We start from the raw sequence: 25,022 nt of genomic DNA on the forward strand, positions 1-25,022 counted from the left end.
TGCGCGGCGATATCGAGCGTCGCTTCGACGGACAGGCCATCGGCGGGGGCGTCGAGCACGCGGCTATCGGGAATCAATGCGGCGGGTTGCGCGAGCCACGTCGGATACCAGAACGAGCGGATCTCCCGCTTCGCCTGATAACGTGAACCGGCGCCGCCGTCGAAGCCGTCGAAGGACGGTGCCTGCAGCAAAAGCGTGTGCTTCATGATGCGTAGTCCGGTGAGTGCGTTATTGACTGTCGGAGGCGTTGGCGTCGTAGCGGTCGCGGGCATCGTCGAGCGGGATGCGCTCGCCGCGCCACACGACGCTCGAACCGAACGAAGCGGCGAGCCATTGCAGCCACATCAGCATGTCGCGCAATGGAATGAGCGGCAGGTCGCGCCAGAAAGCGCGCCACGAGCGCGCGCTGCGCCAGTGCAGCACGAGCCGCGCGGAAAGGCCGAGCGACGTGCTCAGATCGACGATGGTATCGGCGATGGATTGCGACGGGTCCATGACGTGCTCGAAGCCGAGTCCGAGCAATGCGCTCGTCAGCAGCCACGGCGTGGTGAAGCCGAGGCAGAGGAACGCGAATCCGATCGGCTCGATCGAGCGGATCGTGCGCAGCCAGCGTGTCTCGCGATGCCAGAGCGACGCGAGATCGCTTTCGGTCACATCGGTTGCGACGACGACATCGGACAGCACCGTGCGCAAGCCGAGCGCGTGCACGCGTTCGGCGAGCCAGTAGTCGTCGGCGAGGCAATCGCGCAGCGCCTCGAAGCCGCCGCTTTTCGCGAGCGTGCCGCGCCTGAGCGCGAGCGTTGCGCCGAAGCCAAAGCGCGCGCGACCGAGCGCATGCGCCACATGCACGCAAGGCGCGAACCATTCGTCGATGAACAGCGCGCCGATGCGCGACCAGAAGCCGCCCACGCGCCGCGCGCGATACGGGCACGTGACGATGCCGACGTCGGCATCGGCGAGCGGGGCCGTCACGCGCACCAGATAGTCCGGCTCGACGGCGATATCGCTGTCCGCAATCACGATGAGGTCGTGCTTCGCGCGCGCGGCGAGACTGATCAGATTGCATACCTTCCGGTTGCTGCCATGCACGCTGCCATCGACCACGAGTTCGATATCGCGCTGAGGCCACGCGCGCGCGAGACGCCGCACGACGTTGACGGCGGGATCGGATGGGCTCGCCACGCCGAACAGCAGTTGATACGACGGATGCGTCTGCGTGCAGAACGTCTCGAGATTCGAGTAAAGGCGCGGCTCGTCGCCGCACAGCGGTTTGAGGACGCTGACAGAGCCGCACACGTCGACGTGACGCCGCGCGCCCGATGCGGCGCGCGGGCCCGGATACACGAGCGCGGCAAGCGCCGCGTGACACGTCGCCGCGCAGCACAGCGCGATCAGCAGCCACAGTACGAGCGGAAGCGATTGTGCGGTCATGTGCAAGTCGCGTAGGCAGGGTGAACCCGCAGCCTGAGGCCGTGACGCTTAAGAAATGCTTATCGCCGGAGGAGTCGGCACAGCGAAATGTAAGGCGGTGCACAAAAAAGAAGCCCGGCTCGATGCCGGGCTAAAAGAGATCGGGCGAGTTCCGAGTCAGGCCCGATCGCGTGGCACTCTGCTGCACGCCGCGCTGCGGGAACACGCATGCGCGGCGCTTTGCCGGGAGCCGGCGGGATGCAGCTCCGCATGGAGCTGCACGAGCCAGTCGCCCGGACCTGTTCCGTCGATTACCAGCCTGTCCGATGCCCAGGCGATGCGTCGCGCCGTGTGGGCCGCGTCGAATGCGAGCTTCGCGAAATGACGTACGACGAGCACGATCCCCGCCGCGCTCGTCAGCGTCGCGAGCCGTATCGCGGTGCTTTGGAGCGCCTGCACGTGGCCCGCGCAGCCGCAGACGGTGAGCCATGCCGCATCCGACGCGGCGACGCACAATGCAATCAGCACTGCATTCGCGCGCAGGCAAACGAGCGTCGAGGGTCGCATTGGCATCTCCGTTACTGCACCGCCACGAACGGGCGCGTCGTCGTATAGTGCGTGGGCCCACCTTATGCGATCCTTAAGCCACGAGCGCGCGCCCTGATTACGGGGACACAGTGTGCGGCCGCACGCATTGCTTAAGTGGCGCTTAAGCATGCGAGACGGAGAATCGGCGGCGAGGTTTTCGAGCGGAGAAAGTGCATGCGCCTGTTACTGGTGGAGGACGACGAGATGATCGCGGAGAGCGTGCTGGCCGCGCTGCGCCGCGCCGGTTACACCGTGGACTGGGCGCAGGACGGCCGGGCCGCGGAGCTTTCGCTCGGCAACGACGTGTACGACCTCGTGCTGCTGGACCTGACGCTGCCGAAACGCGACGGCATCGACGTGCTCGCGAGCTACCGCAAGCAGGGCGGCGACGCGCCCGTGATGATCCTGACCGCGCGCGATGGCATCGACGACCGCATTCGCGGCCTCGATACCGGCGCGGACGACTATCTGATGAAGCCCTTCGATCTCGACGAGCTCGCCGCCCGAGTGCGCGCGCTCCTGCGACGGCGCACGGGGCACAAGCATCCGGTGTACACGCATGGCGAATTGTCGCTCGATCCCGCCGCGCACGAAGCCAGCAAGGGCGGTGTGGCGCTCAATCTCGTGCCGCGCGAATTCTCGCTGTTGCAGGCGCTGATCGAAGAGCCGTCGCGCGTGTTTCGCCGCAACGAGCTCGAGGAAAAGCTGTACGGCTGGGGTGAGGAAGTGGGCAGTAACGCGATCGAAGTCCACGTGCACAGCCTGCGGCGCAAGATCGGCGCGGAGGAGATCGTGACGGTGCGCGGCGTCGGCTATCGCCTGAAGAGGATCGGATGACATCGATCCGCCGATGGCTGCTCGGCTGGCTCATCTGCGGGCTTGGCATCGCATGTCTGATCGCGGGCATCGGCATTTTCAACACCGTGCGGGTCGAGGCGGGCGAGCTCTTCGACTACGAACTGCGCACCGTCGCGCTCTCGCTGCCGCACAACATCGGCGCCGACGACGTCGCCCAGGGACGCAGTCCCGAGCTGCACGGCATCGCGGACGACCGGCTCGTCATCGACATATGGGACCGCTCGGGCCGCCTCATCTATCACTCGCCGCACGAACCGGCGTTGCCGCGCTTCGGCGAAGGTTTTCAATCGGCCGACCGCGAAGGCTATCGCTGGCGCGCGTTCGGCGTGCAGCAGCCGGACCGCTTCGTGCAGGTGTCGCAACCGTATTTCATTCGCGACGAGCTCGTCGTCACGCTCGCGCTGCGCACGATCTGGCCGTTCGCGCTGCTCATTCCGGTGATCGTCGTGATCGTGCTCGTCGTCGTCGCGCGCGGGCTGTCGCCGGTGCGCGGGCTGTCGCAATCGCTCGCCACGCGCTCGCCGGAATCGCTCGAACCCATTGCACTGGCGAAGCCGATGCCGGACGAGCTGCGCCCGCTCGTCGACGCGCTGAACGGCCTGCTCGCGCGCCTGAACGAGGCCTCGCAGGCGCAACGAACCTTCGTCGCGGATGCGGCGCATGAACTGCGCACGCCGCTCACCGCGCTGAAGCTGCAGATCCAGAGCGCGATCAGCGACGGTTCGCTGCAGGTCGAGCATGCGACGATCGCGAAGATCGATGGCCGCCTGAACCGGCTCATCCATCTCGCGCAACAACTGCTCAGCATGGCGCGCGAAGACGCCGCGCCCGAGGCGGCCATCGCGCCGATGAGCCTGCGCGCGCTCTGCGAAATGCGCGTCGGCGATTTCTCACTGCTGGCGGAGGCCAGAACGATCGATCTCGGTCTCGAACTCGAGAACGCACTGAGCGACGACGACGCGTTCGTCATCATGGGCGACACGCACGCGCTCACCGCGCTCGTGAACAATCTGCTCGACAACGCGGTTCGCCATACGCCGGTCGGCGGCCGCGTCGACGTGACCTTGCGGCGCGAAGCGCAGGGCATCGCGCTGACGGTGCTCGATTCCGGAGCAGGCATTCCGGAAAGCGAGATCGACCGCGTGTGCGACCGGTTTTATCGTTGCAGCGGCACGTCGGGGCACGGAAGCGGGCTCGGACTCGCCATCGCGCATCGCGTCGCGCAACGGCATCATGCGACGCTCGCCGTGAAGAACCGCGAAGGCGCGAGCGGGCTCAGCGTATCGGTGCGCGGCCTGCGCGCGGTGACGTCATCGGCGCGCGCGAGCGATATTGTCAGCGGAATGCATGCGTGAATGAAAGCGCAAATGAAAGCGCAAGAAGCGGGGCGTCGCGCCGTTCGCGCGCGGCGATGCTTGCTGTTTCGATCCTTGCTGCCGGGCCTTTCATGAAGAAGCTCGTTCTGATCTGTGCTTGCATCGCGTGGACCGGCGCCGCGCATGCCGTGGATGCAGCCGCGCCTGATGCGGCTTCACCTGCCGCATCGGAGCCGAAGACGTTGAAAGAGCGCCTCGGCGACAAGGCCAGCGACGAACAACGGGTGGACAATTGCAACGTGCCCGTCGACCGGCGCGGCACGAAGGTTCGTCCCAATTCGTGTGCGCATTGAAAGCCGGAAGGCGCGCGACTGTGGTACCTTTCGTGAGTGAACCGTTTGGTACAAATTCAAGGAGCCGCCTTGTCTTCCACTCAAGCCTCTTCCGTTCTGCGCCTCGGCATTCTCGGCGGCGCGAACATCGCAAGACAATTCACGCGCGACGTCAGGCCGAGCGAAACCGTGCGCGTCGTCGCGGTCGCGAGCCGCAGCGACGAAAGCGCGAAAGCATTCGCCGAAGCGAACGGCATCGAAACCTGGTTCGGCAGCTATGACGCGCTGCTCGCTTCTCCCGATATCGATGCCGTGTACATTCCGCTGCCGAACAGCCTGCATGCGGAATGGGCGATCAAGGCCGCGAATCACGGCAAGCACATCCTGTGCGAGAAGCCGCTTGCGCTCGATCTCGACGAAGCCGTGCGCATGTTCGAAGCCGCCGACCGCAACGACGTGATGCTGCTCGAAGCGTTCCCGTATTACTTCCAGCCACAGACGGCCGCGATGATGTCGCTGATCGGCGAAGGCGCGATTGGCGATGTGCGTGCGATACAGGCCAACTTCGGTTTCACGGTGGGCAATCCCGGCGCGAATATCCGCATGAAGCCGGAGCTCGGCGGCGGCGCGCTGCTCGATGCGGGCAGCTATCCGCTGAGCCTCATCCGCCTCGTGATGGGACGCGCGCCGCAACGCGTCGATGCGGTCGCGACCTGGGCCGATAGCAACGTCGACATCAGCCTCATGGCGACGCTCATCTACGCCGATGGCCGCCGCGCGCAAGTCTCGTGCTCGATGGACGCGGCGAATCATCGTCATGCGACGATCATCGGCACGCAGGGCACGATCGACACCGAGTACCTGAATCACACGAGCGCGCAGACTGCCGGCGACCAGTACGGCTATTTGCCGAGCCAGTTGCGCGTGCGGCGCGGCATTCCGAATTCGGTGCCGTTCGAGCCGGTCGCATCGGACGCGGGCAGCGGCTTCTTTTTTGCGGCGGAAAGCTTCGCGCGCATGATCAGGGCAAACGATGCCGCCGCGATCGAGTACTACGCGCAAGTGAGCCTCGACAACGCCGCGACGCTCGCCGCGATCATCAAGAGCGCGCGCAGCGAAAAGCCCGTGACGCTCTGATTTTCACGGGCTTGACGCCCGCTGATTCTCTGACTAAGGTCAGAGATATCGAATCGCCCGAGTCATCGCCATGAATCCGACCGTCATCAGCCAGATTCGCAGTTTCAATCGCACCGTTGCAGAAGGCATCGGCGCGCTCAATGATCACTTTCTCGGGCGCGGCCGGCCGATGGGCGAGTCGCGGCTGCTCTGGGAGATCGGTGCGCAAGGTGTCGATCTTCGCGTGTTGCGGGAGCGCCTCGGTCTCGATTCGGGCTATCTGAGCCGCACGCTGGCATCGCTGGAACGGCAAGGGCTCGTCACGATCGAATCCCGTCCCGACGATCGCCGGGCGCGTCGCGCCGTGCTGACCGAAGCGGGCCGCGGCGAACGCGACGAACTCGAACGGCTATCGGACGCGGTCGCGGGCAGCATGCTGGAGCCATTGAGCGAGTCTCAGCGCGAGCGGCTCGTCGCGGCGATGGCGGAAGTCGAACGCTTGCTGCAGCCCTCGCTGATGCGCTTCGCGCTCGAAGATCCAACGAGCGACGACGCGCGATGGTGCATCGATCAATATTTCGCCGAGTTGAACGCGCGCTTCGATGCGGGTTTCGATCCTTCGCTCAGCCTCTCCGCCGATGCGCGCGAGCTCGTCGCCCCGCAAGGCGCGCTGATCGTGGCGAGGTTGCGTGGCGCGGCGCTGGGCTGCGTGGCGCTCAAGTTTCATGGCAGGTCCGCGGCGGAGTTGAAACGCATGTGGGTGAGCGCGTCCGCGCGCGGCCTGGGCGTCGGGCGGCGCTTGCTGGCGGAGGCCGAGCAGCACGCACGGCAAAGCGGCGCGAAAGCCGTGCGTCTGGAGACGAACAAGGCGCTGCCAGAGGCGGTCAAGCTGTATCGGCAGGCGGGCTATGTCGAAGTCGCTCCATTCAGCGACGAACCTTACGCGGATCACTGGTTCGAAAAAATCTTGCGTTGATGCGCGTCGTCAGCCCTTGCCCGTCAATGCGATGACGAGATCGAGAAACGCACGCGTCTTCGCCGGCGGATGGTGCCGCGACGGATAAAACGCATACAGCGGAAAACGCTCGTCGGGCCAGTCCGGAAAGAGATCGATCAGCTTGCCATCCGCGAGCAGATGCTCGTGACCGAGCGCGAGAATCTGTGCGATGCCATAGCCCGAAAGCAGCGTGCTCAACATCGTGCCCGGATCGTTCAGCGTCAGACGGCCGCGCGTCTGAACCGTCATGCGCTTCTTCTTCCGATGGAACTCCCAGACGAACGGCCGCCCCGTTTCGGGATCGCGAAACTCGATGCAGGTATGCGCGTCATCGGCGAGCGCTTGTGGCGTCGCGGGCTTGCCGCATCGCTTGATATAGGACGGCGCCGCGACGGTGCGCACCGGCGTGTCGAGCAGCTTGCGCGCGACGAGACTCGATTCGCGCGGCTCGCCGAAGCGCACGGCGAGATCGAAGCCGTCGGCGATCATGTCGCCCAGGCGGTCGCTCGTAATGAGCTCCAGTTGCAGATCGGCGTGCGCCTTCAGAAACGCATCGAGCTTCGGGCCGAGCAAGAGACGCGAAAAAATCGGATCGACATTCACGCGCAAGCGCCCGCGCACGGCCGTGGAACTGCCCGATGCGGTGGCCGCCGCTTCTTCGAGGCCCGCGAGATGCGGCATGACTTGCGCGAAGAAACGCCGGCCGTCGTCGGTGAGCGCGACGCTGCGTGTCGTGCGATCGAAAAGACGAATCTTCAGGCGCGCTTCGAGACGTGCGATCGCGCGGCTCACGCCGGGCTGCGACATGCCGAGACGATCGCCCGCGGCCGCGAACGTGCCCGCATCGACGATCGCCGCGAACACGCTGATGCCGTTGAGGATGCGTTCGTTGAAGCCCGCCATTCACGACTCCGTGTCATCGCGATGAAATGGCATCCATGTTATCGGCTAACGCGAGATCGGACGCCGCGCACAAAAAAAACGGGCCCCGAAGGGCCCGAAAATCACTCCAACACGGTCTGCTTACGCGTGGTGCGCCTTAGCGACCTTGTCCACGTTCATCGAGTCGGCGCGCAGGCGCTCGTATTCCTGCTCGCTCATCGGCACGGCGTCCTTCTTGCCCAGATCGCTCAGGCGGATGCGATACGTCTCGCGCGCCGAGTAAGCCGCGATCGCCGCGATGATCGTCACGCCGAACGCGATGGCGCCGACCGTCAGCGGGATGTTGTTCGATCCCGGAGGCGCAACCGCTGCGAACAGCGCGGGCAAGAGCGCGGTGATGGTCGTGCCGATGTTCTGCGCAATCGCCATCGCCGAAACACGCGAGCGGGTCGGGAAGAGTTCCGGATAGAAGCTCGGGAAAATCGCGTTATAGCCCTGATACACGACGCCCCACATCAACAGCGACATCAGGAATGCGAGCGGCACGCTGTGGATGCTGATCGCATAGAGATAGGCGAACGCCAGCATGCCGGAAATCAGCGAGCCGCCGATCATCATCGGTCGACGGCCGATCTTGTCCGACAGGTTGCCGACGAACGGAATCACCAGCACCGCAACGATATTGCCGACCACCGGAATCCACAGATACACGCTCTTGTGGAAGCCGATGCCATACGAAGACTGCACCGCATACGCCGCACCGAAGATCGTCGCGACGACGGGAATCACGTTCATCAGCGCCATGCAGACGACGCGGATCATGTCGGGCGTGCTGTTGGCGAACGCTTCCTTGATCGGCGACTTCGGCAGATCGCCGTGCGATTCTTCGGACGTGAACGCCGGCGTTTCATGCACTTCCTTCCGGATGATGTAGCCCGCGACCAGCACGAAGGCCGACAGCAGGAACGGCACGCGCCAGCCCCAGGAGTTGAACATGTCTTCCGGCATGAACGTGGCGAGCGGCAGGAACACGGCGGCGGCGAGAATCTGGCCGGCCTGCACGCCCTGCAGCGTGAAGCTCGCGTAGTAACCGCGGCGTCCGAACGGCGCATGTTCCAGAATCATCGAGCTCGCGCCGGAGATTTCACCTGCCACCGCGAAGCCCTGCACCAGTCGCAACACGACGAGCAACGCCGGAGCCAGCATGCCGACGCTGTGATACGTCGGCAGGAGACCGACTGCCATCGTCGAGAAACCCATCAGGAACATGCAGATGAGCAGCACGTTCTTGCGGCCGTGCGTATCGCCCAGATGGCCGAGCACGAATGCGCCGATCGGACGGGCCACGTAACCCACGCCGTAGGTCGCGAGCGACGCGATGATCGCCACCTTCGGATTGCCCGAGGGGAAGAACAACTGCGGGAAAATGAGCGCTGCTGCCTGGGCGTAAATGAAGAAGTCGTAATACTCGAGCGCCGAGCCGATCCAGCCGCTCGCCGTCGCTTTTTTCGCCTGGCGGCCGCCGTGCGCGTCTTCCTTAGGGCTAGCCATAGAGATGTCTCCGAACAATGGGTTTATGGAGTTGAGCCTGGGAACCTGGTCGAGCGGCGGGGCATTTTGTTCGCCGGGAATCGCGTCGCTCTGAAAGTGATTGGAGAATAAGAGCGCAACCCCTTTGGATCAACGTTTTATGATAAATTTTGCGCGATTATCGCACGCGAGTGTCCGATAATCGTTCACTTTGGGGGTTAGCACTAGCAATTGGCTTTCGTGGGGCACCGAAACATCCGGGGATCCATAACTAAACAAGCATGTCAGCATGACTAAACCGGCACTCGACAAACGCGACTGGATCGCGGGTCTGGAAAAGGGTCTGGCTATTCTCGAAGCCTTCGACGATCAGCACGCGCGCATGACGCCGACCCAGGCCGCGATGCGCACGGGCCTCACGCGCACGGCCGCGCGCCGCTATCTGCTGACGCTCGCGCATCTCGGCTATGTGCAGACCGACGGCAAGCTCTTCAATCTGACGCCGCGCGTGTTGCGCATGGGCTGGTCGTATTTCGAGTCGGCGCGGCTGCCGCGCATCGTGCAGCCTTATCTGCAGCAATTGAGCGCGTCGATACACGAGTCCGTGTATGTGAGCGTGCTGGACGACTGGGATCTCGTGATCATCGCGCGCAACGGTTCCACGCGCGTGATGACGACGGGCTTCGTGCTCGGCGCGCGCGTGCCGGCGGCGCTGATGTCGGGCGGCATCGCGATGCTCGCGTACAAGGACGAAGCCTCCGTGCGGCAGTGGCTCGACGCGACCGAGTTCAAGCCTTTCACGCCGCTCACGATCACCAACAAGGAAAAGCTCTACGAGAAGATTCGGCAGGCGCGCGTGGATGGTTATGTCGCGATCGAGCAGCAATTGCAGATGGGCGTGCGCGGCGTCGCGGTGCCGATGAAGAACCGGCATGGCGAAGTGGTGGCGGCTTTGTCGGCGAACATGCCGATCGGGAAGGAGACGGGTGAGGCCGCGCTTCTCCGGGTGCTGCAGCCATTGCAGGAAACGGCGTTGTCGATGTTGAACGTGATCTGAGGTGAGGGTTTTCGGGAGCGGGATTGCTGAGAGCGTTCGAGGCCCTTGTAGCAAGGGCCTCGCGCGAACCCGGAGGCGGTAACGGTGAGGGTTTTCGGGACGCCGATCGTTGCTACCATGTATCGCAATTGCAATACAGCGAGGTGATCATGGAACGGGGCTGTGATGCGATGACAACAACGCTGCAACTCACGACCCGCCCGTAAAGATCGGACCCTGTCCACCTGGCACGAACGCGCGCGGCGCATGATCGGCGTGAGCGCCGGACGCGTCGCGAGCCGTGGACGCCGGCGCCGGATCGCGCAAGGTCACCGCGGTCTCCGACGTGATCGGCACGCTGGGTTGCGCGAGCAGCTCGGTCTTGCGCATCGAGCCCGCGGACGTCCCGAAGTAATAGCCGATGATGCTGATCCACGCTGTCCCGAGCGCGCCGACCACGACGTTCACGAGATCGCGATTCGGCTCGGGCAACGCGCGCAACGCCATCAGCAACAGAATGCCGAAGAAGCCGAGGGTCACGCACATCGCGAGCACCTTCGGCACCCAGTCTTTGTTGGCGATGCCCATTGCGCGCGCATCGGCACGGTCGCCCGCCGCGATGCGCGCCATGTCCGCTTCGAACGTCAGGCGCGCCTGCGCCGCCGCCACCACGAGCTGCTGCAACTGAAGCGAGTTCGCGCTTTCCGCCTTGCCGATCTTGTCGAGCGCGTCGGGATCGTTGAGCGCGGTCTCGACGACATCCGGATCGCTCGGCGTGCCGAGCGCATGCGAGATGATCGCGGCCGCGGTCGTCACGCCGAGGCCCACCGGCCCGCCGATGAGACCCGCCAGAAGAGGCGCCTTCGCGCCGATCGTTGCCGCCACTTTCGACCAGTCCATCATGCTGCTCCCAAAAGAAGATTCACCGCCATGCGCTCGGTCCAGCCGCGGCTGAACGTCGGCCATGCGTGCAGGCCCTTCAGATAACGCAATCGATACGCGATGAATCGGAGTACGAAGCGCATTGGATCGGCGGCCTTCACGGCATCGACCGTATCGGGACCGAACTTGCCGTCTTCCTTCGCGCCCGCTGCCTTCTGCATCCACAGCACGACGAGGCCGCCGTTGTAGTTCGCATCGAAAATCTGGAACGCGACGCGCGGATCGAATTCATCGAGATGCAGCGGGTCCCAATACTTCTGCTTGGCGATGCGCTTCGCAAGCTCGAGCGGCAAGTCCTTCATCGCGCCCGCATAGCCGTAGCCGCGCGCGACACGCGCCGTCACGCCCCACATCGTTTCGCCGCCCGGGTCCGCCGGATGGAACGAGTAACCGCCTTCGCTGCCGATGAGCGCTTCGAAGGCGTCGTCGAAGTTGTTCATGGTGATTCTCCCTGGCGCCTGCGCGTGCCGCCGGAACCTGAACGAGCGCGGCGCCGGATGAAACGGGCCGGCGCACGAGGCGGCCGGCCCGGTCGCGTCAAACAGTGGCAGGCAGTCATGACGCGACGGCTATGCCCTATGCATCGCCTGTGCCAGTTGTGCGGAAGCCTTGTATTGCAAGGCTCGCCGGCATTGAAGACGGTGGCAGCGAAAGCGAACTGTCGTGCTTTAGCCAACTATTTTCAACGCGCCTGTTCGCGCGGTACGAACAAAATCGATGCTCATTCGAGGCTCATTCTCCGTCCCTACGATGCAAGGCATCAGGCGGCGCGATATGGATGAAGCAGGACGCACTGCCTTTCGTTGACGACGTTTCATCGAGGAGAGAAGCCATGCGTCACTATCCATCGGACAGTCCCCGCGCGGCGGCGCGCATCGTCGTGATGTCGCTGATCGCGGACGGGCATATCGGTTGTGCGGAAATCGAGGAGCTGGAGCGGCGCGGATACTATGCGCGGCTCGGACTCGCGCCCGGCGACCTGCACGACATCGTGCGCGAGGTGTGTGAGGACCTCATGCGTCATTCGCATCTCACGTGGGACGAGGTGTGCCGCGTCGACACGCACATCGTGCAGCAGCTTGCGGAAGAAGTGCGCGACGAGCGCATGAGACGCGAGGTGCTGACGCTATGCGAATCGGCGGTCGTCGCGGACGGCTTCATGACGTCCTCCGAAGCCGACGTGATCGATGCCGTGAAGCGCACGTGGCGCATGCAGTGAACGCGCGATCGACTGGAGACGACATCATGCAAAAACACATTCTCGTCGCGGTGGGACCGGGCCTCAGCCATGCCGCGCTCACGCTCGGCATCGCGCGGGCCCGCGAATTCAACGCACGTCTCACCGCGCTGCATATCGTGGACCGCATGCCGTTCTGGGCGGTATCGTCGGCGCAGCACGACTTCGGCGCGGCGCTCGCGCATGTCGACGAGCTGGCGCGCGAAGTCGAGCGGCGCACCTTGCAGACCATGCGCGCATCGGACGTGGACGGCATTTGCGTCACGATGGATCTGCCGATGGGCGTAACGCTCGCGCGCATGATCGCTCAGGCGGCGCGCGAGTTCGATGCGGACCTCATCGTGATCGGCCGCGCGCAGGGCACGCACTGGCGCTTCTGGCAGGAGCGCGTGTCCGACGCGGTGAGCCGTCATAGCAACCGCCGCGTGCTGATTGCTTCGGACCCCGCGGGCGATGTTGTTGAAGCGCCCGCTGCAACAAAAGCGACACCGTTACGTCTTATCATCGTCGACTCGACGCAGCGCACCGCTGCCCCAGCGTACAGTTCCAGAGGAAGCCTGCCATGCCGGATCGCATCGTCAAACCGTCCCGACGCACCTTGCTGAAGGGTCTCGTTTCCGGCACGGGACTCGCGCTCACGGGCGCGGGTCTCGCCGATGCGCTCGCGCAAGGTGTCGCGCCCGCCGTCGTCACGTCGGACAGGCTGCGCCCGCAACTGCCCGGCGGCGTGATGAGCGGCGATGTCACCGCGACGAGCGGCATCGTCTGGAGCCGCACGGACCGGCCCGCGCGCATGATCGTCGAATACTCGACGAGCGAGCGCTTCGAGAAGTTTCAGCGGCGCATCGGGCCGGCGGCGCTCGAAAGCAGCGGCTTCACGGCGCGCGTCGATCTCACCGATCTGCCGCCCGGCGCCGACATGTTCTATCGCGTGCGTTTCGCCGATCTCGTAGATGGCAAGGCGTACAGCGAACCCGTGACGGGACACCTGCGCACCGCGTCGCTCGATGCGAACAAGCCGATCACGTTCGTCTTCTCCGGCGATGAAGCGGGGCAGGGCTGGGGCATCAACGAGCGCTTCGGCGGTTATCGCATCTATGAGGCGATGCGCCGCGAGTCGCCGGACTTCTTCATCCATCAGGGCGACCAGATCTATGCGGACAGCGTGATCGAAGCGGAAGTGAAGCTGCCCGACGGCACGATGTGGACCAACATCGTCACCGAAGGCAAGTCGCATGTCGCGCAGACGCTCGACGATTACCGCGCGGCTTTCGCCTATAACCAGCTCGACAAGAACAAGCGCCGCTTCGCCGCCGAAGTGCCGTTCCTCGTGCAATGGGACGATCATGAAGTGCGCAACAACTGGTATCCGGGTCAGCAAATCGGCGAGGCGGAGAAGCGCTATCAGACGCGCTCGATCAACCTGCTCGCAGCGCGTGCGAAGCAGGCGATGTTCGAATACAACCCGTATCGCATCAATCAGCTCGATCCGGAGCAGGTCTATCGCGGCTTTCAGTTCGGCCCGCTGCTCGATGTGTTCATGCTCGACGAGCGTTCGTATCGCGGCGCGAATTCGCCGAACAGGCAGACGCGCCTCGATGCGGATTCGGCCTTTCTCGGCTCGCAGCAGACCGCATGGCTGAAGGCGTCGCTGAAGGCTTCGCGCGCGACGTGGAAGGTGATCGCGAGCGACATGCCGATCTCGCTCGTCGTGCCCGATGCCAATCCCGACGTGCCGAAGGGCACATTCGAAGCCTGGGCCAACGCGGACAACGGTGCGCCGCTCGGACGCGAGCTGGAGTTGAGGGAGATTCTCCGCTTCATCAAGCAGGAAGATATCAGGAACGTCGTGTGGATCACGGCGGACGTTCACTACGCGCAGGCGACGCACTACGATCCGTCGCGCGCGCAGTTCACGGAGTTCAAGCCGTTCTGGGAGTTCGTCGGCGGGCCGATCAACGCGGGCACGTTCGGCCCGAACGATCTCGACATGACCTTCGGTCCGGAACTGCGCTATGTGAGCGTGCCGAAGGACAATCCGCAGAACCGCTCGCCCGCGGCGCTGCAACAGTTCTATGGTCGCGCGAAGATCGATCCGGTGAGCCGCGCGATGACCGTTTCATTGCATGATCTGAACGGCAAGTCGCTTTATGAAGTGAAGCTCGATGTGGAGGCCTAAGCGTTCGGGATGAAAAATGGCCCGTCGCCTTGCGCGGGTTCAACGCAGCCACGCACATGGAACTGGCCCGCCCGCGCAAACGCAAAGCGTTCATGGACGCGCACAGCGTGCCTCGCCGACAATGCCGGACATTCCAATCCGAATGGACGCCACCGCCATGAACGGCCACGCCTTGCTCAGCGCGAATCTGCTCATCGCTTATTCGGCCTACTTCGTCGGCACCGCGAGCCCCGGACCGAGCAATCTCGCGATCATGTCGATCGCGAGCACGTCGGGCCGGCGTGCGGCGTTCGCGTTCGCGGCGGGCGTGATGTCCGGCTCGTTCTTCTGGGCGATGCTCGCAGCGCTCGGCCTTTCAGCGGCGTTGACGGCTTATTCGGGCTTTCTAATCGGCGTGAAGATCTGCGGCGGGCTGTATCTGCTGTGGCTCGCGTTCAAATCCGGGCGCGTGGCGTTGAAGCCGCCGGTGCGTTCAGCGCCGGCGGATGCACACGAGCAAAGCGGCCGCAAGCTCTACGCGCGCGGCGCGCTCCTGCATCTCACCAACCCGAAGGCGATTCTCGTGTGGATGTCGGTGGCGGCGCTCGGATCGTCGTCGGGCGAGGGGCCGGGGCATATGCTCGTCGTCGTCGCGGGATGTCTGTGCATCGGCGCATGCGTGTTCGGCGGCTACGCCGCGCTCTTTTCGATGGCATCCGCCAGGCGCATTTACAAGCGCATCCAGCGGGGCCTCGATGCATGTCTCGCGCTCGTGTTCGGCGCGGCGGGCATCCGGCTTTTGACCTCGCGCGTGTAGCGGATTTGCCGCACCTCGCGCAGTTCGGCTTTGCATCCGGGCGACGGGCGGCTACGCTCAAGTCAAACGCCCGATCAATCGCCAGAACGATGCCAACCGACGATTCTCCCCGAAGCGCCCAGCCGATCCTCCATGAAAGCGCCGCGGTACTGGGCGCGCTCGTCCGCATCGTCGGCGATGCGTTCGCGTCGCTCGGGCGCGAACTGATCGCGATCAGACCGACGCCCGCGCGCGCGCTCTTCGCCACGCAGGCGATGCTCTCCGTCGGGCTCGCCGTGGCGCTCGCCTATGCGTTTCACCTGAGCAACATCTGGTGGGCGGCGATCAGCGGCTTCGCGGTGATGCAGTCGAAATTCTCCGCATGCGCGCAGCGCGGCGTGCAGCGCGTGGTCGGCACGGTCGCGGGCGCGCTGATCGGCGCGGCGGCCGGACCCGTCATCGGCGATGTGCCGTGGATCTTCGTGCCGCTGCTCGGCGTGATCACGGGCGTAGCGGTGTACCGCGCGCTCGTCTCCGATGCGGGCTACGCGTGGGTGCTCGGCGCGGTGACGTCGCTGATGGTGATCTTCGAGGCGCATCGGCTCGCGTCCGCGGCGGCGACGGCGTCCTTCGCGCTATTACGCGTCGCGGAAGTGGTCGTCGGGACGGTGGCGTGCGTGGCGGTGTCGGCGGTATTTCATGCGGGCGTGCAGCACTATCGCAAGTCGCGCGGCGCGGCGCCGGTGCCGCGCGCGCAGGCTGCATCGACGATCGATCGCGTCGACGGCGCCAATGCGCAGTTCGTCACCGTCATGCCGTCCGATGCGGCCCTGGCCGTGCAGGCGCTCGACGCGACCCACGCGGCGCGCGCCGAGCAAAGCGCGCTCGCGATGCGCAAGCGGCTAGGCTGGCAAAGCGCCTGGTCGGTGATGATTCTGGCATCGCTCGCCTACGTGTGGGATCTGCCCGGCTTCGCGCAGGCGATGGTGACGGCGATCGCCGTGCTGATCCTGCCCGCGTCGGCGCTCGGCAAGCCGACGCACAAGCCGATCGCGGAGCGCATGATTCAGCGCTTCGTCGGCTGCCTGCTCGCGGGGGCGGTGAGTCTCGCGCTGCTGCCCGTGCTCGGCGACAGCGCGTTCGCCTGCATGATCGCGCTGTGCGCCGGCGTATGGATCGGCTGCCACGTGCAGACAGGCACGCAAGGCGCGAGCTATGTCGGGCGGCAGTTCAGCATCGCGTTCATCATGGTGTTCGTGCAGGACCATCACTGGTCGTCTGATCCGATGCCGGCGTTGATGAGGCTCGGCGGGATTCTCGGCGGGATCGTGGTGCTGTCGGCGGTGATGGCGGCGGGCGCGGCGTGGGCAGCGAAAAAAGCGCCACACGCCGCGATGAGGTAAGTCAGGCCCGCATCACGCCTCTTCCGCCCAGGCCAGATTCTCCCGCGCCATCAACGCACTCGATGCCGCCGGCCCGAACGTTCCCGCCGTATAACCGCGCGGCCGATCGCCCAGTTCCTTCCAGCCGTCGAGAATCGGCTCGACCCACGTCCACGCCGCTTCCAGTTCGTCGCGTCGCATGAAGTGCGTGAGGCGGCCGCGAATCACGTCGATCAGCAAACGCTCGTACGCCTCGGCGCGGCGCTGGGTCATCGCTTGCTGGAGGTCGAGATTGAGCGTCACGGGCTGCATGTGCATGCCGCTCCCCGGTTCCTTCGCCATCATCTGCAACTGAATGGACTCTTCCGGCTGCAACGTGATGGTGAGCCGGTTGCCGTAGTGACGCGGACCTTCCGGAATGATCGAAAACGGCAGATCCGCGAAGTCGATGACGATCTCCGAGCGGCGATTCTGCATGCGCTTGCCGGTGCGCAGGAAGAACGGCACGTTGGCCCAGCGCCAGTTGTTGATATGCGCGCGCACCGCGACAAAGGTTTCCGCGCGGCTGTCGGCCGGGACGTTCTGTTCCTCGAGATAACCCTTCACCGCCTCGCCGCCCACCGCGCCCGCCGTGTACTGGCCGCGCACCGTGTCGCGCGCGATATCGGCGACGGTCATCGGACGCAGCGACTTCAGCACCTTGAGCTTTTCGTCGCGCACGGCGTCCGGATCGAGCGATACGGGCGGCTCCATCGCGACGATGCACAGCAGTTGCAGCAAGTGGTTCTGCACCATGTCGCGCAATGCGCCGGTGTGATCGTAGAACCCCGCGCGGCTGCCCACGCCGACCGTCTCCGACACCGTGATCTGCACGCTCTTGATATACGGCGACTGCCACAGCGGCCCGAAGATCGCGTTGCCGAAGCGCAGGACCATCAGGTTCTGCACGGTTTCCTTGCCGAGATAATGGTCGATGCGATAAATCTGCTCTTCCTTGAAGTGCTTGCCGACCGCATCGTTGATCGCGACCGCGGAGGCGAGATCGTGACCGAGCGGCTTCTCCAGCACGACGCGCGCGTTCTCGTCGAGGATACCGGCACTGTCGAGGTTCTCGCAGATGGTCACGAACAGTTCCGGCGACGTCGACAGATAGAGCACGCGCTGCGAGCCCGGACGCACGGCCTCGCCGAGCCGCCGGAAGTCCGACGGGTTCTCGACATCGATGCGCACGTAGTCGAACAGCGCGAGGAATTTGTCCCACGACTGCGCATCGAAGACTTTCTCTTCGATGAACGGGCGAGCCTGTTCTTCCATGAAGTTCTTCAGGTAATCCTCGCGCGACCAGTCCTTGCGGCCGATTGCGAGAATGCGCGTGTCGGCGGGCAGGTTGCAGTGCGTGTGCGCCATGTAGAGCGCCGGCAGCAGCTTGCGCGCGGCCAGGTCTCCGCCGCCGCCGAAGATGATCATGTCGAGCGGGCGTTCGTTCGAGGGAGGGGTTGGTTTCGTCATGGTGCGTGAGCCGGTAAGGGTTCAGATAAGGCGAAAGCGCGCCGATCGGTGCAATCGTTCGAGACAGCTATGTTGCATGTTTTGCCGGCATTTTGCACGGCGGGCGTGCTAACGGGCGTTCGATTTACCGGCGATGGACGAATTGTCACGCGCGGTGCGCAGGAATCAACGCAGCGTTACATCGGCGCGCAGCGCGGCCACAGCGAGATCGAGGAACGCGCGCACCTTCTGCGCGACATGGCGTCCCTCGCGATGCACGAGATGAATCGGCAAGGGCGGCGGCCCGAATTCGGGCAGCACGATGACGAGCCGCCCTTCGCTCACATGCTGCGCGACCTGATACGACATCAGCCGCGCGATGCCGAAATCGGCGAGCGCGGCGGCAATGGCCGAATCGTTGGTCGTCGTCGTGAAGCGCGCATGCGTGCGCACGGCGATCTGCCGCTCGCCGTCGTGAAGACGCCATTCCGGCGGCGTCGACGAACCCGTCGACGCGATCACGACATGCTCCGCGAGTTCATCCGGATGACGCGGCGTGCCGTGCTGATCCAGATACGCGGGCGATGCGCACAGCACGCGCCGGACGCGTCCGACATTGATCGCCTGCAACGATGAGTCCGGCAATTGCGCGATGCGCACCGCGACATCGATGCCTTCATCGACGAGATTCACCACACGGTCGACGAACCAGCAGTTCGCATCGGTTTCGGGATACCGCCGGAGATAGTCGAGCACGACCGGCGTGACGTGCAGCCGGCCGAACATGACCGGTGCGGTGATCGAGAGCAGGCCGCGCGGCGACGAATGCGTGCCCGTCGCGGAAAGCTCGGCGATGTCGATTTCACCGAGAATGCGGCGGCAGTCCTCGAAATAGCCGCTGCCGGCGTCGGTGAGGCGCACGACGCGCGTCGTGCGCGTGAGCAGCCGCACGCCGAGATGCTCTTCCAGCTCCGTCACGACACGGCTCACGACCGACGGCGACACATCCAGCTTGCGCGCCGCCGATGCGAAGCCGCCCGTCTCGACCACCGTGACGAATGTCGTCATTGCCTGTAATCGGTCCATGTGAGCGCGCCGGGCATCCGCTGAAAAGATGCCGTGCATTGTCGAGGATCGGCGCGCCCGACACAATCTAGAGATCCAGTTGCAGTGCCCCGTCCGAGTCGGCTGCGGGCAGCGCGCAGCAGATCAGCGCTTCGTTTTCGTCGACATGGAACGCCGGCTCGCTTTCATACGACACCGCGCCCTTCACGATGCGCGTCCTGCACGTTCCGCACGTCCCGCCGCGGCAGTTGAACTCCGGCGACAGGCCGCTTGCCTCGGCCAGTTCGAGCAGCGTGCCGCCGCCCGGCTTCCACTGCGCGCTCGTGGCCGACTTCAGAAATTCGATCTTCACGGGTTCGGCGGCGGCAGGACGCATCGGCTTCACGTCCGCGCCGCGATCCGCCGCGCGCTTCAGCGCCGAGGGACCGAACGCCTCCGCATGAATGCGCGTGTCGGAGACGTTGAGCGCGCGCAGGCCGTCGTAGATCGTCTGCATGAACGCGCCCGGCCCGCACAGATAGAAGTCGTAGTCGTTGAACGGCAGGCGGCTCGTCAGCAGATCAATATCGATGCGCCCCGACACGTCGTAATCGCGTTCGATCTGCGCGCCGTTCGTGTCGCTCAGCACGCGGATCACGTTCACGGCGCCGCCCGCGCTTTGCGCGAGCGCGTCGATTTCCCGTGCGAACGCGCGGCTCGCGAGCGAATGCGCCGACACGATCATCCACACCGGCCGCACGCGCCGCTTTCTCAGGCCTTCGTAGACGACATGCCGCAGCATCGCGAGCATCGGCGTGATGCCGACGCCCGCCGCCATCAGCACGGCCGGACGCCGCTCGAACGGATCGATCGTGAAGTCGCCCGCCGGTGCGCGCGCTTCGATGACGTCGCCGGCTTTCAGCGTGTCGTGCAGATGCGCGGAAACGCGTCCATCGCGCTTCACGCTGATCCGGTACACGCCGTCCGACGGCGCCACCGACAGCGTGTACGTGCGGATCATCGGCCTGGTCTCGCCCGGCAGCGTGACGCGGATGGGCAAATGCTGGCCGGCCTTGTGCGGCACGATGCCCGCGCCGTCCGCCGGTTCGAGATGGAACGAGCGGATCGCAGCGCTTTCGTCGACGATCTTGCTCACGCGGAACGTGCGCCACGCGTTCGCCAGCGCGGCGGCCTTCATGCGCTCGTCGACCTGCCGCCAGTCGCCGGTCATCAGCGAATTCGGCGACGCGCCTTCCGCACGCGCCTTCCAGCGCAGCGGCAACGCCTGAGCGCGATACACGATGCGCCGCGGCGTGAAACGCCACAGCCGCTCCGCGCCCTGGAACGCGGCGATTTCGGGCGAATCGAGCAGCACTTCGGCGTCGCCCGCGAGTTGCAGCAGATCGCCCGTTTCGAAGTCCGCGAACACGAGTCCCGCGCGGCCGTTCACGAGAATGTTGCCGAGCGTGTTGAAGAAGAGATTGCCCGCGAAATCGGGAATGGTGAGAGAGCCGTCGCCGGCAAGGCGCACGAATCCTGGCTTGCCGCCGCGATGCGACACATCCACTTGCCGATGCCCGTCCTCGCGATCGAAATACGACGCGACGAAGAACGTATCCGCGCTTTCGATCATCGATTTCGCGCGCGGCGACAACGCATCGAGTGAGAGCGGCTGCACGGGCGAGGGCGCGGCGGCATCGCGCACGAATTCGAAATCGCGCAACTGGATGTACTGCGGGCAATTGCCGTAACTCTGCTCGACGGCCACATCGAACGCGGCGTTCGCGCCATCGCGACGGATCACGCCGTTCATGCGGTTACGGCGGCGCGTGTGCAATTCGATGCCGAGCAGGCCGACCGACGCGCCGTCGTCCATGCCGGCGTCGGCGGGATCGAGCGGATCGCGCGCGCGGGTCACCGACAGTGTTTTGGCATCGGGCGTGCGCATGAAGCCGGGGTGTCCGGCGAAGAGCGTCGCCCACGGATCGCCGTGCTCATCGACCGAACCGGCCACGATGAACGGCAACTGCGCGAAGAACTGGCGATGCTGATCCGGCATGTGATCGCGCACGACGCGCCGTCCGACGCCGTCCATGCGCTCGAACGCGCCGAAAGCCTTCTGAATGGCGATTTCACCGCGATGCCACGGCGACGGTGTCACAAGAGCGGGGACAGAAGCGGACATGATGGTATGCCTCTTCGATTCGTGCGCGGCGGGGGTGGGAATCGCCTTGCCGCCGCGCTCACTTTACGCCGCGAGACCCGCGGCCGTCTTTTGAAACGGAACGAAGCCGGACAGCGCTTCGACACGCGCGAGCCAGGCGTTCACGTTCGCGTAAGCGGTGAGATCGACGTTGCCTTCGGGCGCGCTCGAGATATAGCTGTAGAGCGCGATGTCGGCGATGGTCGGATGCGCGCTGCCGGTATCGGCGATCCATTCGCGATTCGCCAGTTCCGCGTCGATCACCTTGAGCACGGCATGCGCGCGGGCGATGACTTCATCCGCGTTGAATTTCGCGCCGAACACGGTGATGAGCCGCGCGGCGCCCGGGCCGAATGCGATCTGCCCCGCCGCGACGGAGAGCCAGCGCTGCACGGCGGCGGCTTGCGCGGGCGCTTCGGGAAGCCATTGCGCGGCGCCCGCTTTTTTCGCGAGATAGACGAGGATCGCGTTCGAATCGGCGATCACGATGTCGCCATCGACGAGAACCGGAATCTGGCCGAAGCTGTTCAGCTTCAGGTATTCAGGCGTCTTGTGCGCGGCGGCGGCGAGATCGACGAAGGCTTCTTCGTGCTCGATCGAAAGCAGACTCAGGAAAAGCCGCGCGCGGTGCGCATGCCCGGACAGCGGATGGCAGTAAAGCTTCATGGCAAGTTTCCTTGGTTGATCGTCTCGGGCGGGGAAGGTCCGCCGTGAAACCAAGTATGCGTTCTTGCTCGATGAAGCTGAATACCAGTGGAATTCAAATCACTATTCTCGAAACGAGAACGGTGAGGGTGCTTTGCGGCTTGGCTTACGAACCGCTTTATTCGCCGCGCGGCACGTTCGCTTTATTGCCCGCGAGCGGCGAGCCGTAGCCGCCGCTGTTCGCGTTATTCGGCAGACCGTTGACCAGTTGAGCGCGCGGATCGCTCGGATTGAGATTGAGCTCGCCGGCCTGCGCGTTGCCGTGCGTCGGATATTGGCTGCCGAGCGGTGCATTCGGCATGAGCTTCGTACTGTTCTGCGGCGCATACATGTCGGTTTCGGCGCTGGGATGCAGTTGCGCGAAAGCGGTTGATGCAGCGAAGGAAGAGGCGAGGACGAATGCGGCTGTCGTCAGTTTCATGGCGAACTCCACGGAGAGCCGAAGGCGTTTCCAGTGTAGTCCGCAAGCCGCGAGCAAATCGCGATCACCCTACGCCCGACCAGTCCAGCGTTTGTCCTCACTTCTTGTGCTTCTTGAGCTTCGCCTTGCGCGCCGCCCCGTCATTGATGATCCGCACGCGATGCTTGTCCTTCATCTTCTTCCACTGTTTGCATTCGTCTTTCGTGCGCATGCAGCCGATGCAGAAGCCGGTTTTATCGTCGAACTTGCAGATGCTGATGCACGGTGAATCGACTGCCATGACGGGTCCTGTACGTTCCAGTTGCGTGAATGTCGCACGCGCTCCGTGCGCGCATCCAAATGATTGTTTCGATCATTTCGATAGAGCACGCCGCAACTGCCGCGCCACCCGCGCCGCTCCCGTATTTCCTCACCGTTGCACCGCTTGCAGTAGAATTCGGCTCCCGGACCGGCTCACCTTTGCGGGGCGGGCACGCGCCCGACGGCACGTGCCTTGCTTTATCGAAGTTGCTTCCCGTACCCGCCGGGCGCCGCCTGCCATCACTCCAACAGCGAGCCGTTACCCATGCCGCAAGCACCCGGTCCGCGCCGGCCACCCGCGAAAATCCTGCCGCCCGATGCGTCCGGCGTGCGTGCGCTGGCGTCGCTGGTGACGGGCGTCGTCGTTATTTGCGCGCTGTATTTTGGGCGCGCGGTGATGATTCCGATCATCCTCGCGATTCTGCTGAGCTTCCTGCTCGCGCCGTTCGTCGACTTTTTGCGGCGGCTGCGCTTCGGCCAGGTGCCATCGGTGATCGTCGCGGTGGTGATTGCGCTGTCCGTGCTGACCGCGGTCGGCGCGCTGATCGGCGCACAGGTCGCGCAACTCGCCGGCGATCTGCCGAAATATCAGGTCGCGGTCGAGCGCAAGGTCGACGCCGTGCAGAAGATGACAGTCGGCCGCGCCGACGAGTTTCTCGGCCGCGCGTCGCGCGCGCTCAAGCGCCTGTCGCCGGCGCGCGAGCAGGAGCCGAAGAACGAGGACAACCCGGCCGCGTCGCCGATCGATCAGCCGATGCCCGTCGAAGTCCACGAACCGACGCCGACGCCGCTGGAACTCGCGCAACGCTTCCTGTCGCCCGTCATCAGTCCGCTGGAAACCACCGGCATCGTGCTGGTCGTCGCGGTGTTCATCCTGCTTCAGCGCGAGGATTTGCGCGACCGCCTGATACGCCTCTTCGGCTCGCGCGACCTGCATCGCGCGACGACCGCGATGGACGAGGCCGCGCGGCGCCTGTCGCGCTACTTCCTCGCGCAGCTCGGCATCAACGTGGGCGCGGGCATTGTCATCGCGATCGGGCTTGCGATCATCGGCGTGCCGGGCGCGCTGCTGTTCGGCGTGATGACCGCGCTGCTGCGCTTCGTGCCGTATGTCGGGACGTGGATCGCGGCGATCGTCGCGGTCGTGTTCGCGGCGGCGGTCGGTCCCGGCTGGGCGATGCTCGTGTGGACCATCGTGATCTTCGCCGCCACGGACATCATCGCGGGGCAGGTCGTCGAGCCGCTCCTGTACGGGCACAGCACGGGGCTGTCGCCGTTCGCGGTGATCGTCGCGGCGATCTTCTGGAGCTGGATCTGGGGGCCGATCGGCCTCGTGCTCTCGACGCCGCTCACGCTGTGTCTCGTGATTCTCGGCCGTCACGTCGATCGCCTCGAATTTCTCGATGTGCTGTTCGGCGACCGGCCCGCGCTCACGCCCGCCGAAAACTTCTATCAGCGCCTGCTCGCGAACGATCCCGACGAAGCGCTCGTGCAGGCGGAGTCGCTGCTGAAGGAGCGCTCGCTCATCGCCTATTACGACGAAGTCGCGCTCGAAGGCCTGCGCTATGCCCATAACGACGTGCTGCGCGGCGTCGTGACGGCGGATCAGCTGCGGCGCATCAAGGAGTCGGCGCTGGACATCATCGAAGGACTCGAGGACGCGGAAGACACGGCGGTCACCGCCGTGCCGAAGGAAGAACTGCCCGCGAGCTTCGACTTGCCGGACGATGGGCAACTGCCGCACGAGCTACCACCCGCGCGCTTCGACGCCGAAAAGGAAGGGCACACGGCGTCGGTGCTGTGCATCGCGGGGCGCAGCGAACTCGACGATCTCGCCGCGTCCATCGCCGTGCAGTTGTTCCGCAAACACGGCCTGCATGCGGATCTCGCGGGCTACGAGCGCTTCTCGCGCGGACGCTTCGGCGAAGTGGACCTCGCGGGCGTGTCGATCATCTGCGTCGTGTCGTTCGATGCGGCCGAGTCGCCGCCGTATCTGCGCAATCTGCTGCGGCGGCTGCATCAGCGCGCGCCGCTGGCGGAACTGATCGTCGGACTGGTGTTTCCAGAAAGCCCGTTGCAAGGCGAAGTGCTTGTGCGCACCAGCTCGGCGGCGGTGTCGTTCCGGGAACTGGTGGCCGCGTGCGTGGCCGCCGCGCGCCGTCAGTCCACCGACGGCGTGCCGTGGGCGGGCCTCGACGACACGGACGGTGAGGCTGCGCTGAGCGGCCCGAGCGAGAATGTCGCCGAGCTGCGGAACGAGTGACGCGGACTTGACTGACGC

General features: G+C 65.0%; 24 protein-coding genes and 1 pseudogene. 12 read left to right on the forward strand and 13 right to left on the reverse strand.

Features of this window, described 5'->3' with window-relative positions; genetic code table 11:
* The 3 genes and pseudogenes from AWB75_RS19620 to AWB75_RS19630 all read right to left on the reverse strand — a co-directional run.
* Positions 1-206: pseudogene (locus tag AWB75_RS19620) on the reverse strand (hopanoid biosynthesis associated radical SAM protein HpnJ); the annotation flags it as partial.
* 22 nt (positions 207-228) lie between these two features.
* A complete protein-coding gene (hpnI, locus tag AWB75_RS19625; protein ID WP_061125755.1) occupies positions 229-1,431 on the reverse strand; it encodes a bacteriohopanetetrol glucosamine biosynthesis glycosyltransferase HpnI in 1,203 nt (400 codons plus the stop codon).
* A gap of 156 nt (positions 1,432-1,587) precedes the next feature.
* Entirely contained in the window at positions 1,588-1,977 is a 390-nt protein-coding gene (locus tag AWB75_RS19630; protein ID WP_061125756.1) for a hypothetical protein, read from the reverse strand.
* A gap of 195 nt (positions 1,978-2,172) precedes the next feature.
* Between AWB75_RS19630 and AWB75_RS19635 the strand changes: the two genes are divergently transcribed.
* From AWB75_RS19635 to AWB75_RS19655, 5 genes are all read left to right on the forward strand, one after another.
* Positions 2,173-2,835, forward strand: coding sequence for a response regulator (locus AWB75_RS19635; protein WP_061125757.1), 663 nt, complete (start codon positions 2,173-2,175; stop codon positions 2,833-2,835).
* Entirely contained in the window at positions 2,832-4,211 is a 1,380-nt protein-coding gene (locus AWB75_RS19640) for an ATP-binding protein (protein WP_061125758.1), read from the forward strand. The genes AWB75_RS19635 and AWB75_RS19640 overlap by 4 nt, the downstream gene beginning before the upstream one ends.
* A 92-nt stretch (positions 4,212-4,303) precedes the next feature.
* Positions 4,304-4,525, forward strand: coding sequence for a hypothetical protein (locus AWB75_RS19645; RefSeq protein WP_061125759.1), 222 nt, complete (start codon positions 4,304-4,306; stop codon positions 4,523-4,525).
* A 69-nt stretch (positions 4,526-4,594) separates the two neighbouring features.
* Positions 4,595-5,641: a Gfo/Idh/MocA family protein gene (locus AWB75_RS19650; protein ID WP_061125760.1), complete on the forward strand. Its 1,047-nt coding sequence runs from the start codon at positions 4,595-4,597 to the stop codon at positions 5,639-5,641.
* Between the two features lie 70 nt (positions 5,642-5,711).
* Positions 5,712-6,596, forward strand: coding sequence for a bifunctional helix-turn-helix transcriptional regulator/GNAT family N-acetyltransferase (locus AWB75_RS19655; protein ID WP_061125761.1), 885 nt, complete (start codon positions 5,712-5,714; stop codon positions 6,594-6,596).
* 9 nt (positions 6,597-6,605) lie between these two features.
* Here AWB75_RS19655 and AWB75_RS19660 read toward each other — a convergent pair whose 3' ends face one another.
* Together AWB75_RS19660 and AWB75_RS19665 are read right to left on the reverse strand one after the other, a co-directional pair.
* Positions 6,606-7,520 (reverse strand): LysR family transcriptional regulator, encoded by a 915-nt coding sequence (locus tag AWB75_RS19660; RefSeq protein ID WP_061125762.1) that lies wholly within the window; start codon positions 7,518-7,520, stop codon positions 6,606-6,608.
* Between the two features lie 120 nt (positions 7,521-7,640).
* The gene (locus tag AWB75_RS19665) at positions 7,641-9,050 is read right to left on the reverse strand and encodes an MFS transporter (protein ID WP_061125763.1); all 1,410 of its coding nucleotides are present in this window, start codon (positions 9,048-9,050) and stop codon (positions 7,641-7,643) included.
* A gap of 268 nt (positions 9,051-9,318) precedes the next feature.
* Here AWB75_RS19665 and AWB75_RS19670 point away from each other — a divergent pair, with 268 nt between their 5' ends.
* Positions 9,319-10,086: an IclR family transcriptional regulator domain-containing protein gene (locus tag AWB75_RS19670; RefSeq protein WP_061125764.1), complete on the forward strand. Its 768-nt coding sequence runs from the start codon at positions 9,319-9,321 to the stop codon at positions 10,084-10,086.
* A gap of 189 nt (positions 10,087-10,275) precedes the next feature.
* Here the strand turns inward: AWB75_RS19670 and AWB75_RS19675 are convergent, their stop codons facing one another.
* A complete protein-coding gene (locus AWB75_RS19675) occupies positions 10,276-10,965 on the reverse strand; it encodes a hypothetical protein (RefSeq protein ID WP_061125765.1) in 690 nt (229 codons plus the stop codon).
* Positions 10,965-11,447, reverse strand: a complete 483-nt coding sequence (locus AWB75_RS19680) for a glycoside hydrolase family 108 protein (RefSeq protein WP_061125766.1) — start codon at positions 11,445-11,447, stop codon at positions 10,965-10,967. The genes AWB75_RS19675 and AWB75_RS19680 overlap by 1 nt, the downstream gene beginning before the upstream one ends.
* 392 nt (positions 11,448-11,839) lie before the next feature.
* On the opposite strand from AWB75_RS19680, the gene AWB75_RS19685 reads away from it, so the two are divergent.
* From AWB75_RS19685 to AWB75_RS19705, 5 genes are all read left to right on the forward strand, one after another.
* The gene (locus tag AWB75_RS19685) at positions 11,840-12,226 is read left to right on the forward strand and encodes a hypothetical protein (RefSeq protein ID WP_061125767.1); all 387 of its coding nucleotides are present in this window, start codon (positions 11,840-11,842) and stop codon (positions 12,224-12,226) included.
* Between the two features lie 26 nt (positions 12,227-12,252).
* Complete coding sequence (locus tag AWB75_RS19690) at positions 12,253-12,849, forward strand: universal stress protein (RefSeq protein WP_061125862.1); 597 nt, start codon at positions 12,253-12,255, stop codon at positions 12,847-12,849.
* Positions 12,807-14,423: an alkaline phosphatase D family protein gene (locus AWB75_RS19695; protein ID WP_061125768.1), complete on the forward strand. Its 1,617-nt coding sequence runs from the start codon at positions 12,807-12,809 to the stop codon at positions 14,421-14,423. The genes AWB75_RS19690 and AWB75_RS19695 overlap by 43 nt, the downstream gene beginning before the upstream one ends.
* A gap of 157 nt (positions 14,424-14,580) precedes the next feature.
* The gene (locus tag AWB75_RS19700) at positions 14,581-15,219 is read left to right on the forward strand and encodes a LysE family translocator (protein ID WP_061125863.1); all 639 of its coding nucleotides are present in this window, start codon (positions 14,581-14,583) and stop codon (positions 15,217-15,219) included.
* An 89-nt stretch (positions 15,220-15,308) separates the two neighbouring features.
* A complete protein-coding gene (locus AWB75_RS19705; RefSeq protein WP_061125769.1) occupies positions 15,309-16,601 on the forward strand; it encodes an FUSC family protein in 1,293 nt (430 codons plus the stop codon).
* Between the two features lie 12 nt (positions 16,602-16,613).
* On the opposite strand, the gene zwf is transcribed toward AWB75_RS19705, so the two are convergent.
* The 6 genes from zwf to AWB75_RS19735 all read right to left on the reverse strand — a co-directional run bounded on the left by zwf (position 16,614) and on the right by AWB75_RS19735 (position 22,721).
* Positions 16,614-18,089 (reverse strand): glucose-6-phosphate dehydrogenase, encoded by a 1,476-nt coding sequence (gene zwf, locus AWB75_RS19710; protein ID WP_061125770.1) that lies wholly within the window; start codon positions 18,087-18,089, stop codon positions 16,614-16,616.
* Between the two features lie 165 nt (positions 18,090-18,254).
* Positions 18,255-19,154 (reverse strand): LysR family transcriptional regulator, encoded by a 900-nt coding sequence (locus tag AWB75_RS19715; RefSeq protein ID WP_061125771.1) that lies wholly within the window; start codon positions 19,152-19,154, stop codon positions 18,255-18,257.
* Positions 19,155-19,221: 67 nt separating this feature from the next.
* Positions 19,222-21,297: a 2Fe-2S iron-sulfur cluster-binding protein gene (locus tag AWB75_RS19720; protein WP_061125772.1), complete on the reverse strand. Its 2,076-nt coding sequence runs from the start codon at positions 21,295-21,297 to the stop codon at positions 19,222-19,224.
* Positions 21,298-21,360: 63 nt separating this feature from the next.
* A complete protein-coding gene (locus tag AWB75_RS19725) occupies positions 21,361-21,981 on the reverse strand; it encodes a glutathione S-transferase family protein (RefSeq protein ID WP_061125773.1) in 621 nt (206 codons plus the stop codon).
* Positions 21,982-22,138: 157 nt separating this feature from the next.
* The gene (locus AWB75_RS19730) at positions 22,139-22,441 is read right to left on the reverse strand and encodes a hypothetical protein (protein ID WP_061125774.1); all 303 of its coding nucleotides are present in this window, start codon (positions 22,439-22,441) and stop codon (positions 22,139-22,141) included.
* Between the two features lie 97 nt (positions 22,442-22,538).
* The gene (locus AWB75_RS19735; protein WP_061125775.1) at positions 22,539-22,721 is read right to left on the reverse strand and encodes a DUF1289 domain-containing protein; all 183 of its coding nucleotides are present in this window, start codon (positions 22,719-22,721) and stop codon (positions 22,539-22,541) included.
* A 285-nt stretch (positions 22,722-23,006) separates the two neighbouring features.
* Here AWB75_RS19735 and AWB75_RS19740 point away from each other — a divergent pair, with 285 nt between their 5' ends.
* Positions 23,007-25,004, forward strand: a complete 1,998-nt coding sequence (locus AWB75_RS19740) for an AI-2E family transporter (RefSeq protein ID WP_061125776.1) — start codon at positions 23,007-23,009, stop codon at positions 25,002-25,004.
* Positions 25,005-25,022: the final 18 nt, after the last annotated feature.

The organism is Caballeronia catudaia, assembly GCF_001544755.2.
GTDB lineage: Bacteria > Pseudomonadota > Gammaproteobacteria > Burkholderiales > Burkholderiaceae > Caballeronia > Caballeronia catudaia.

Coding starts and splice junctions, on each gene's coding strand:
- hpnI (WP_061125755.1), bottom strand. CDS start 1,431: ATGACCGCACAATCGCTTCCGCTCGTACTGTGGCTGCTGATCGCGCTG.
- AWB75_RS19630 (WP_061125756.1), bottom strand. CDS start 1,977: ATGCGACCCTCGACGCTCGTTTGCCTGCGCGCGAATGCAGTGCTGATT.
- AWB75_RS19635 (WP_061125757.1), top strand. CDS start 2,173: ATGCGCCTGTTACTGGTGGAGGACGACGAGATGATCGCGGAGAGCGTG.
- AWB75_RS19640 (WP_061125758.1), top strand. CDS start 2,832: ATGACATCGATCCGCCGATGGCTGCTCGGCTGGCTCATCTGCGGGCTT.
- AWB75_RS19645 (WP_061125759.1), top strand. CDS start 4,304: ATGAAGAAGCTCGTTCTGATCTGTGCTTGCATCGCGTGGACCGGCGCC.
- AWB75_RS19655 (WP_061125761.1), top strand. CDS start 5,712: ATGAATCCGACCGTCATCAGCCAGATTCGCAGTTTCAATCGCACCGTT.
- AWB75_RS19660 (WP_061125762.1), bottom strand. CDS start 7,520: ATGGCGGGCTTCAACGAACGCATCCTCAACGGCATCAGCGTGTTCGCG.
- AWB75_RS19665 (WP_061125763.1), bottom strand. CDS start 9,050: ATGGCTAGCCCTAAGGAAGACGCGCACGGCGGCCGCCAGGCGAAAAAA.
- AWB75_RS19670 (WP_061125764.1), top strand. CDS start 9,319: ATGACTAAACCGGCACTCGACAAACGCGACTGGATCGCGGGTCTGGAA.
- AWB75_RS19675 (WP_061125765.1), bottom strand. CDS start 10,965: ATGGACTGGTCGAAAGTGGCGGCAACGATCGGCGCGAAGGCGCCTCTT.
- AWB75_RS19680 (WP_061125766.1), bottom strand. CDS start 11,447: ATGAACAACTTCGACGACGCCTTCGAAGCGCTCATCGGCAGCGAAGGC.
- AWB75_RS19685 (WP_061125767.1), top strand. CDS start 11,840: ATGCGTCACTATCCATCGGACAGTCCCCGCGCGGCGGCGCGCATCGTC.
- AWB75_RS19690 (WP_061125862.1), top strand. CDS start 12,253: ATGCAAAAACACATTCTCGTCGCGGTGGGACCGGGCCTCAGCCATGCC.
- AWB75_RS19695 (WP_061125768.1), top strand. CDS start 12,807: ATGCCGGATCGCATCGTCAAACCGTCCCGACGCACCTTGCTGAAGGGT.
- AWB75_RS19700 (WP_061125863.1), top strand. CDS start 14,581: ATGAACGGCCACGCCTTGCTCAGCGCGAATCTGCTCATCGCTTATTCG.
- AWB75_RS19705 (WP_061125769.1), top strand. CDS start 15,309: ATGCCAACCGACGATTCTCCCCGAAGCGCCCAGCCGATCCTCCATGAA.
- zwf (WP_061125770.1), bottom strand. CDS start 18,089: ATGACGAAACCAACCCCTCCCTCGAACGAACGCCCGCTCGACATGATC.
- AWB75_RS19715 (WP_061125771.1), bottom strand. CDS start 19,154: ATGGACCGATTACAGGCAATGACGACATTCGTCACGGTGGTCGAGACG.
- AWB75_RS19720 (WP_061125772.1), bottom strand. CDS start 21,297: ATGTCCGCTTCTGTCCCCGCTCTTGTGACACCGTCGCCGTGGCATCGC.
- AWB75_RS19725 (WP_061125773.1), bottom strand. CDS start 21,981: ATGAAGCTTTACTGCCATCCGCTGTCCGGGCATGCGCACCGCGCGCGG.
- AWB75_RS19730 (WP_061125774.1), bottom strand. CDS start 22,441: ATGAAACTGACGACAGCCGCATTCGTCCTCGCCTCTTCCTTCGCTGCA.
- AWB75_RS19735 (WP_061125775.1), bottom strand. CDS start 22,721: ATGGCAGTCGATTCACCGTGCATCAGCATCTGCAAGTTCGACGATAAA.
- AWB75_RS19740 (WP_061125776.1), top strand. CDS start 23,007: ATGCCGCAAGCACCCGGTCCGCGCCGGCCACCCGCGAAAATCCTGCCG.